Raw genomic sequence first — 7,943 nt, forward strand, 5'->3', positions numbered from 1 at the left:
TGCGCTAATGTATGTGTCGCAGCGAACGCCCGCCCCCTGGCGAATACCCAGGTAGGTACGTTCGATGCAATCGAGGCGATCCTCCGTAGCTCAATTGGCAGAGCAGCCGGCTGTTAACCGGCAGGTTACTGGTTCGAGTCCAGTCGGGGGAGCTTCGGTCCTCCGTAGCTCAATTGGCAGAGCAGCCGGCTGTTAACCGGCAGGTTACTGGTTCGAGTCCAGTCGGGGGAGCACGCTGAACAAGGACCCCTCCGGGGTCCTTTTTCATGTCCGCGGGAACCGCCACGCCTGCGGTGATGTCCTCAAGGGCGTGAGCAGCGCAGAAGCCGACCATCCGAAGCAGGAGATCGTATGAGCGGCTATGCTGCGGCAGACGGCGCGCACACTTGTACGCGACACGCCGCTATGGGGCGGTAGCTCAGCCGGTTAGAGCAGCGGACTCATAATCCGTCGGCCGTGGGTTCGAGTCCCACCCGCCCCACCAGACACCACAGGTGCAGAAACGATGTGACCTGCGAGAGACAGTGTGATCAAGCGCGGGCCGGGAGTCATCCCGGCCCGCGCTTCTTCTGTGCGCCACAAGGTGACCCGGTGGCATCCGGCCGCTGCACAGGGTGGCGACGTGTCAGGCCCGCGCCATACCCTGGAAGCAGTGCGGCGGAGCCCGGACCACCCCGCTCCGATGAGGAGTTGGGAGGCCGCGGCCGAGACGGGGGGACGCTTGTACAGCGACGGAAATGGCGGTCACACGCCAGGACTAGAGCGTGAACTTGTTGATCAGATGTGCGCGGTGACGGGACTCGATGCACCGGAGGGGCGCGATCTCTTGATCAGTATGCTGGCGAGCCGGTTACCCGAGTTAGGCAACATCCGGCGACACGGCCGGACGCGGCTCGAGATGCTGGAGATCGTCCGCGCCTGCCTCCAGGAGCCGCGCGGGCTGCCCGAGCTGGTCGCCACGCTGCACGACTACGCACCCAACTCCACTCCCGTGCTCAGGATCCGGGAACTCGTCGTCGCCTCCCCGGTGCTGGCGGTCCTGTCGGAAGCCGAGTTACAGGAGGTCCACTCGCTGCTGGCCCGGGTCCGTCATCTCGACGTGCGCGGTCTGCTGTACGCGGCGGCGGGTGACGTGACCCTCCAGGACCAGCGGGTGTCCACCCTCCGGGAGGCCTTCGACTTCCTCGCCGGGGTCAACGCCCGCGCCGACGGCCTGCTCCCCGTGATGGCACTGGTCGAGCACGTGCTCGCGGCGCTCGAGGAATCCGACGTCCACCGGCCCGTCGCCGACGGCCTGCGGACCTGGAACGACGCCCAGGCGGCCAAGCTGGGTCTGGGCGCGCAGCTCAAGGCGCTGCGCGCGGAGATCGTCCAGGGCCCGGCGGCACAACCAGCTCCCGCCTGCCTCGTTATCCAGCTGAGCAGACACGGGATGAGCCCGGACCGGTATCTGCTGTCCCACTGGCGGCAGATACGGCCGGGGCCCTGGCGGCCGGAGCGTGGAGAGGACCAGCTCGTGGCCCTGAGCGACGTGGAGGCCACCGTGGAGCGACTGGTCGTCCACGCCGAGAAGGAGTGGGCCGGCCGCCCCGGCCGGCCGGTGCTGGAATTCGTGCTGCCCTTCCATCTGCTGAACCACCCGATGGAGTGGCTGCCGATGGCCTCGCAGTCCTCCTCCGCGACCGCCCTGTGCCTGAGCTATCCGGTGGTCCTGCGCAGCCTCGAGCGCATGCGGGCCCGGGAGTTCCACCGGCGCTGGCACAACCGCTGGCAGCAGATGATGGAGGACGCCGGCATCGTCTGCCACTGGGACACCACCGGGCGGCGCGGCCACGACCCCGTCCAGTGGACCAGCAGGCTGACCGCCGACGAACGGCTGGTCTCCGTCGCGCTCAACGCGCCGCCGCTGCCGGGACCCGGCGGCAGCCAGGCCTCGCTGGAGGCCGCCCTGCGCGCCGGGGTGCCCCTGGCGGTCTGGGACCGCCGGCCGGCACCGCCGGGAGAGTTCCGAAGACGGGTCAAGAAGCTGATCAGAGGAAAAGCCATCGAACTGCCTGCGCGGGTCCAGAAACTGCGGAACGAAGCGGCCACCGCCGCCGCCTCGCACCGGGACGCGCACGCAGGCCGCCACCTCGCGGTGCTTTTCGACGACCCGAACCGCATCGTCGACTGGTCGTCCCCCGGGGCGGATCCCGGGAGCGCGCGGGGCGGACACAACGCCGAGGGGGAGTCATGAGCGGTGTCCATCACCCGGTCCACAGCGCCGGGAACGGAGGGTCCGTCAGCAGCCGCAGCTGGTGGATCTACCGAGGCACCGGGCAGCCGTTGACCGACATCCGCCTCGCCGACATACTGCCCCCGCCGCCCGCCTGGCGGAACTTCGACGGCGGCCCGGTGCTGCCGCCCGTGCCCCCCGAGAGCGCCGGGACCGACCGCAGGATCGGGGCCGTGGGCCGCGCCACCCCCCGGCAGAACCCGCACGACATCGACATGATCAACACGGCCCTGCTGCTGCGCCGTCCGCTGCTCGTGACGGGCCGGCCGGGCATCGGGAAGTCGACCCTGGCCTACCTCGTCGCGCGCGAGCTGGGCCTCGGCCGCGTGCTGCACTGGGGCATCACCTCCCGCAGCACCCTGCGCTCCGGCCTGTACGAGTACGACGCCATCGGCCGCGCCCAGGCCTCCCTCGCGCGTGGCCCGGCCGGAGGCCCGGTGCCCTCCGGCGCACCGGACGACGCGGCCGGGCCGGCCCCGGACGGCGGCAGCGGCGGGGGGCCACGGATCGGGGACTTCGTGCGGCTGGGCCCGTTGGGCACCGCCCTCCTGCCGTACGAGCTGCCCCGCGTCCTGCTCATCGACGAGCTGGACAAGAGCGACATCGACCTGCCCAGCGACCTCCTCCATGTACTGGAGAACGGCTCGTACGACATTCCGGAGCTGGTCCGCGCCCGCCAGCAGGAGGGGCAGGCGCAGGTGTTCACCGACGACCCGGACGGCACGGTCACGGTGACCGACGGCCGGGTCCGGTGCCGGGCCTTCCCGTTCGTCGTCATCACCAGCAACGGGGAACGCCAGTTCCCGCCGGCCTTCCTCCGCCGATGCGTCAGGCTGAATGTCTCCCCACCGCGCGAGGACCAGCTCGCCGCCATGATCGCGGCCCACTTCCGGGACCAGGACGGCCGGCACGACGCCCTGATCCGCGCCTTCGTGAAGCGCAGCCGGGAGAGCGGCGGACTGGCCACCGACCAGTTGCTGAACGCCGTCTTCCTGCGGACGGCCGGCGTCCGTGAGGAGGACGAGTCCTGGGGCGAGCTGCTGGACGCTCTCTGGCGTGAGCTGTCGGGGGCGCCCTGATGGGTGAGGACCCGCGTCGGTACCCGGAGCCCTTCGAGCTGGCGGAGGCGCTGTGGCTGCACGCGTACCAGACGCTGGCGGCGCGGCTGCCCCCGTCCACCCGTCCGCCACAGCCCCGGCCGTCGACGCTGTCGGGGCTCTCCGGGCTGCCCGAGGCGCCCGGACGGCTGCCGGCGGACGGTGCCGGGCCGGGCGACGCGGGCGACGCGGGCGGCGCGGGGGCGGACCACGCGGACCTCACGGAGCACACGGACCGCACCGGGTCCCACCGGGCGCCGGACGGAGCGGCGGACCGCGCGACGGACGAGGGGGCCGCTGCCGCCCGGCCGCAACCGGCGCCGGCGGCCGACCTGGTCCAGGAGCCGCTGAGGTTCGTGGTGCGGGGACCGGCCGTGTCCGTGTCCGGGACCGAACGGGAGTTCCAGTTCGCGTACGTCCGGGCCGAGGAGGCCGCGCCGGTGCCGGATCTGCGGGATGCGCCGGAGATCAGCCGCCGGCTGCGACCGCTGAAGCAGGTGGTGCCCTCGGCGTTCGACATCGAGCTGGACGAGGAGGCCACCGCCGAGCACGCCGCCGAGGACGGCCTGTGGCTGCCCTACACCCGGTCGGCCGACGAACGCCGCTTCGAGCTGGTGCTGGTGGTGGACGATCACGCGACCATGGTGATCTGGCAGCAGACGATCACCGAGTTCACCGCCGTGGCGGAGCAGCTGGGGGCCTTCCGTGACGTGCGGGTGCGCCGGCTGGGCGTGCGCGAGGGCCCCGGCGGCGAGGAGGCGGTGCTGCTCGGCCCGAACCCGGACGACGAGCGGGTCGGTGTCCCCGGCGAACTGATGGACCAGACGGGTCGCCGGATCGTCCTCGTGCTGACCGACGGCCTGGGGCCGCTGTGGCAGACCGAGGCGGGCCGGAAGGCGCTGGAGCTGTGGTCGGCGGCCGGACCGGTGGCGGTGGTGCATCTGCTGTCCCAGCGCGACTGGCACCGCACCGCACTGGAGCCCCGGCGGGTACGGCTGCACAGCCCGCGCGCGGGGGCCCGCAACACCGAACTGTCCGTGGACTTCCCGGCCGAACAGCGCGACCCGTTCGACCCGCCCCCCGACAAGTGGACGGCGGCCGTCCCCGTACTGGAGCTGGACGCCGACTGGCTGGGCCGGTGGGCCGCTCTCGTGGCCGGTGAGGAGCCCGGCTGGGTCGACGCCTCCGTGCTGCTGCTGGGCGTTCCCGGCCGGCCCGGACCGGATGTCCCCGAGCCCCCGTACGAACCCCCGGCGCCCTCGGTGCGGGAGCGCATCCGGCGCTTCCGCAGCCACGCCACGCCCACCGCCTTCCGGCTGGCCACCCATCTGGCCGCCGCGATCCTCGAACCCCGCCTGGTGCGGGACGTACAGCGCAAGTTGGTGCCGGAGGCCCAACCGGTGCATCTGGCCGAGCTGTTTCTGAGCGGTCTGCTCGAACAGACCCCACCCGGCGAACCGCAGGGTGACGACTCCCGCCTTCCCCTGGACTTCGTCGACGGCGCGCGCGAGGAACTGCTGTCCGCCGCGATGCGTGCGGACACCGCGCGGGTGGTGAGTTCGGTGTCCGATTTCTACGGTGACCGTTTCGAGGCGGCCCGTCGGTTGCACGGTGCGCTGCTCGCACCGGAAGAGGTGCCTGATCCTCCGGTGACGGCGGAGAGCCTGCCGTTCGTGCGCGTGGAACTGGCTGTTCTCCGTGCCCTCTCAGGGCCTTACCTGCTCCGCGCCCGACGGATCAGCGCAGCCCTGGAAGGGGCTCTGCCTGGAGCGTCGATCACGCAGAACACGGAGCGGATAGTCCACGATGTCAGTAATGAACACATAAATTCCGACACGGACGGCCTGATCATGACCGACACCACTGCCCAACAGCACCAGCGTGAAGACGGGGCTCCCGCGAACCGGACCCCGGTCAAGGGGATTCCGGTCCTGAGCCCCGCCGGGCGGCCGGACGCTGAGTCCTCGTCACATGGCACACAGGTCTCGGGTCCGACCGCACAGCAACCGCTCCAGCAGCCGCCGCGCAGCGCCGTGCCCGCCGTCTGGGGCAACGTCCCTCCGAACAACCCCAATTTCGTCGGACGCGAGGACCTGCTCGCACAGGTACGGGAACAGCTGGTCACCGGTGACACCTCCGCCGTGCTGCCCCACGCCCTGCACGGCATGGGCGGAGTCGGCAAGTCGCAGATCGCCATCGAATACGTGTACCGGTACGCGTCCGACTACGACGTCGTGTGGTGGATCCCGTCCGAACAGCCGACGATGATCCTGACCGCGCTCACCGAACTCGCCCACCGGCTGGGCCTGAACGTGAGCACTGAGGCCAACCGCGCCGTCCCCGCGGTCCGCGAGGCCCTGCGCCGGGGCCACCCGTACGACCGATGGCTCCTGGTCTTCGACAACGCCGAGAACGTCGAGGCCGTACGCCCCTACTTCCCGACCGGCGGCACCGGAAAGATCCTCATCACCTCCCGGAACCAGGAATGGGACCGGGTGGCCAGAACGCTGTCCGTCGACGTCTTCACCCGCGAGGAGAGCAAGGCGCTGCTCCGCCGCCGCGCCCGCGACCTGAGCGACAGCGACGCCGACCGGCTCGCCGAGGCCCTGGGCGACCTCCCGCTCGCCATCGAGCAGGCGGCGGCCTGGCAGGCGGTCACGGGGATGTCCGTGCCCGAGTACCTGCGGCTGATCAACGAGAAGATCGCCGAACTGATGCTCGAACTGGTTCCGTCGCCGGACTATCCGATGTCGGTGGCCGCGGCCTGGGACGTCTCGCTGCGCCAGCTGGAGCAGCGCAATCCCGCGGCGCTCCAGCTCCTCCAGGTCTCGTCCTTCTTCGCCCCCGAGCCGATCTCCCGGAGTCTGTTCAACAACGCGCGGAGCACCACCATCGCCCCCGAGCTGGACGAGGCGCTGCGTGACCCGATCAAGCTCGGCCGGGCCATCCGCGAGATCAACGTCTACGCGCTGGCCCGTATCGAGCACCGGCACGACACCATCCAGCTGCACCGTCTGGTCCAGGCGGTGCTGGTCAACCGCATGTCCCCGCAGCAGCAGGCGGACATGCGGCACGGTGCGCACCTGCTCCTCGCCGACGCCAACCCCAACAGCCCCAGCTCACGGGAGCTGTGGCCGCGCTACCAGGCGCTGATGCCGCATGTGGTGGTCTCCCGGGCCGTGGAATGCGACTCGCCCTGGGTACGCCGCCTGGTCCGCGGCATGATCGAGTTCCTCTACATCTGGGGCGACCACGACGGCGCGGCGTCGATGGCCCGCGAGGCGATGGAGATCTGGACCGAGAAGTTCGGCGCCGAGGACCAGCAGACCCTGGAGATGGCGAAGTGGCTGGCCTTCATCCTGCGCGTGCTCGGCGAGTACCAGGAAGCGGCCGACATGATGCAGCGCACCGCCGACATCTACGTCCGGATCGCGGGCGAGGACGACGAGGGCACCCTCGACGCCCTCATCCAGCTGTGCAGCGGCCTGCGGCTGAGGGCCGAGATGGCGCGGGCACTGGAGATCAACCGGTCGGTCTACGACCGCTCACTGCGGGCCTTCGGCGAGGACGACCCCGCCACGCTCCGCGCGGCCCACAGCCTGGGCGTCGGCCTGCGCCTCATGGGCCTGTACAAGGAGGCCTGGGAACGCGACACGGAGACGGCCCGGCTGCGCGCTCTCACGCTCGGCGAGAACCACCTCGACACCCTGAGCACCCTCACCGGTCTGTCCATCGACCTGCGCGAGACCGGCGACTACCTGGGAGCCGTCGCCCACCAGGAGGGCGTCTACGCCCGCTACGTCGACAACTACGGCGAGGACAACCCCGCCAGCGTCAGCTGCGCGCGTGTCCTGGCGGTGTGCCGCCGGCGCGCGGGGGACCACGACGGTGCCCTGGAACTCGCGGAACAGGCGTTGTCGAAGTTCGAGATCCGCTACGGCGCCGCCCACCCGGACGCCGTCGCCTGCGCGGCCAACCTCGTCAACGACCTGCGGCAGGACGGCCAGCTGAGGCGCTCCAGGGAACTCGGTGAAGCGACCGTCGAACGCTACGCCGACAAGCTCGGCGGCGCCCACCCCTACACCCTGTCGGCCCGGACGAACGTGGCCATCACCCTGCGCCAGCTGGGGGATCTCGACGCCGCCGGAGAGCACCTCGCGGCGGCGTTGCCGGGCCTGCGCGAGGCGCTGGGCGAGGAGCACATCCTCACCCTGACCGCGGCCATCGGCACGGCCAACCAGCACAGCGCCGGCGAGCGCCACGCGGAATCCCTGGAACTGAACCAGCGGTCCCTGGAGATCCTGACCCGGAACCAGGGCGAGGACCATCCGACCACGCTGGCCTGTGCCAACAACGTGGTCCTCGACCTGCGCGCGCTCGGCCGTGTGGACGAGGCCACGGCTCTGCACACCGAAACCCTGATGCGCTTCCGCCGTATGCTCGGCGAGAGCCACCCGGCGACCACCGCCGCCGCCAGCAGCCAGCGGGCCGAGGTCGACATCGCCCCGGTGCCCTTCTAGCCCGGCCGGTCAGTCGTGGGTGAGCCGGTCGGGCCCTGTGCCCGACCGGCT

3 protein-coding genes and 3 tRNA genes are annotated in these 7,943 nt (G+C 71.1%); all 6 read left to right on the forward strand.

What is annotated here, in order from left to right:
* Positions 1 to 79 precede the first annotated feature (79 nt).
* The 6 genes from ACZ5CW_RS18145 to fxsT all read left to right on the forward strand — a co-directional run bounded on the left by ACZ5CW_RS18145 (position 80) and on the right by fxsT (position 7,892).
* Positions 80 to 152 (forward strand) — tRNA-Asn (locus ACZ5CW_RS18145).
* A gap of 6 nt (positions 153 to 158) precedes the next feature.
* Positions 159 to 231 (forward strand) — tRNA-Asn (locus ACZ5CW_RS18150).
* 176 nt (positions 232 to 407) lie between these two features.
* Positions 408 to 484 (forward strand) — tRNA-Ile (locus tag ACZ5CW_RS18155).
* 297 nt (positions 485 to 781) lie between these two features.
* Positions 782 to 2,236: a VMAP-C domain-containing protein gene (locus ACZ5CW_RS18160; RefSeq protein ID WP_468602356.1), complete on the forward strand. Its 1,455-nt coding sequence runs from the start codon at positions 782 to 784 to the stop codon at positions 2,234 to 2,236.
* Positions 2,233 to 3,354 carry an AAA family ATPase gene (locus tag ACZ5CW_RS18165; protein ID WP_468602358.1) on the forward strand — a complete coding sequence of 374 codons (1,122 nt, stop codon included), beginning with the start codon at positions 2,233 to 2,235 and terminating at the stop codon, positions 3,352 to 3,354. The genes ACZ5CW_RS18160 and ACZ5CW_RS18165 overlap by 4 nt, the downstream gene beginning before the upstream one ends.
* Entirely contained in the window at positions 3,354 to 7,892 is a 4,539-nt protein-coding gene (gene fxsT, locus ACZ5CW_RS18170) for an FxSxx-COOH system tetratricopeptide repeat protein (RefSeq protein WP_468602360.1), read from the forward strand. Before ACZ5CW_RS18165 ends, fxsT begins: the two co-directional genes overlap by 1 nt.
* Positions 7,893 to 7,943 lie beyond the last annotated feature (51 nt).

Source organism: Streptomyces sp. NPDC031379, from assembly GCF_055569615.1.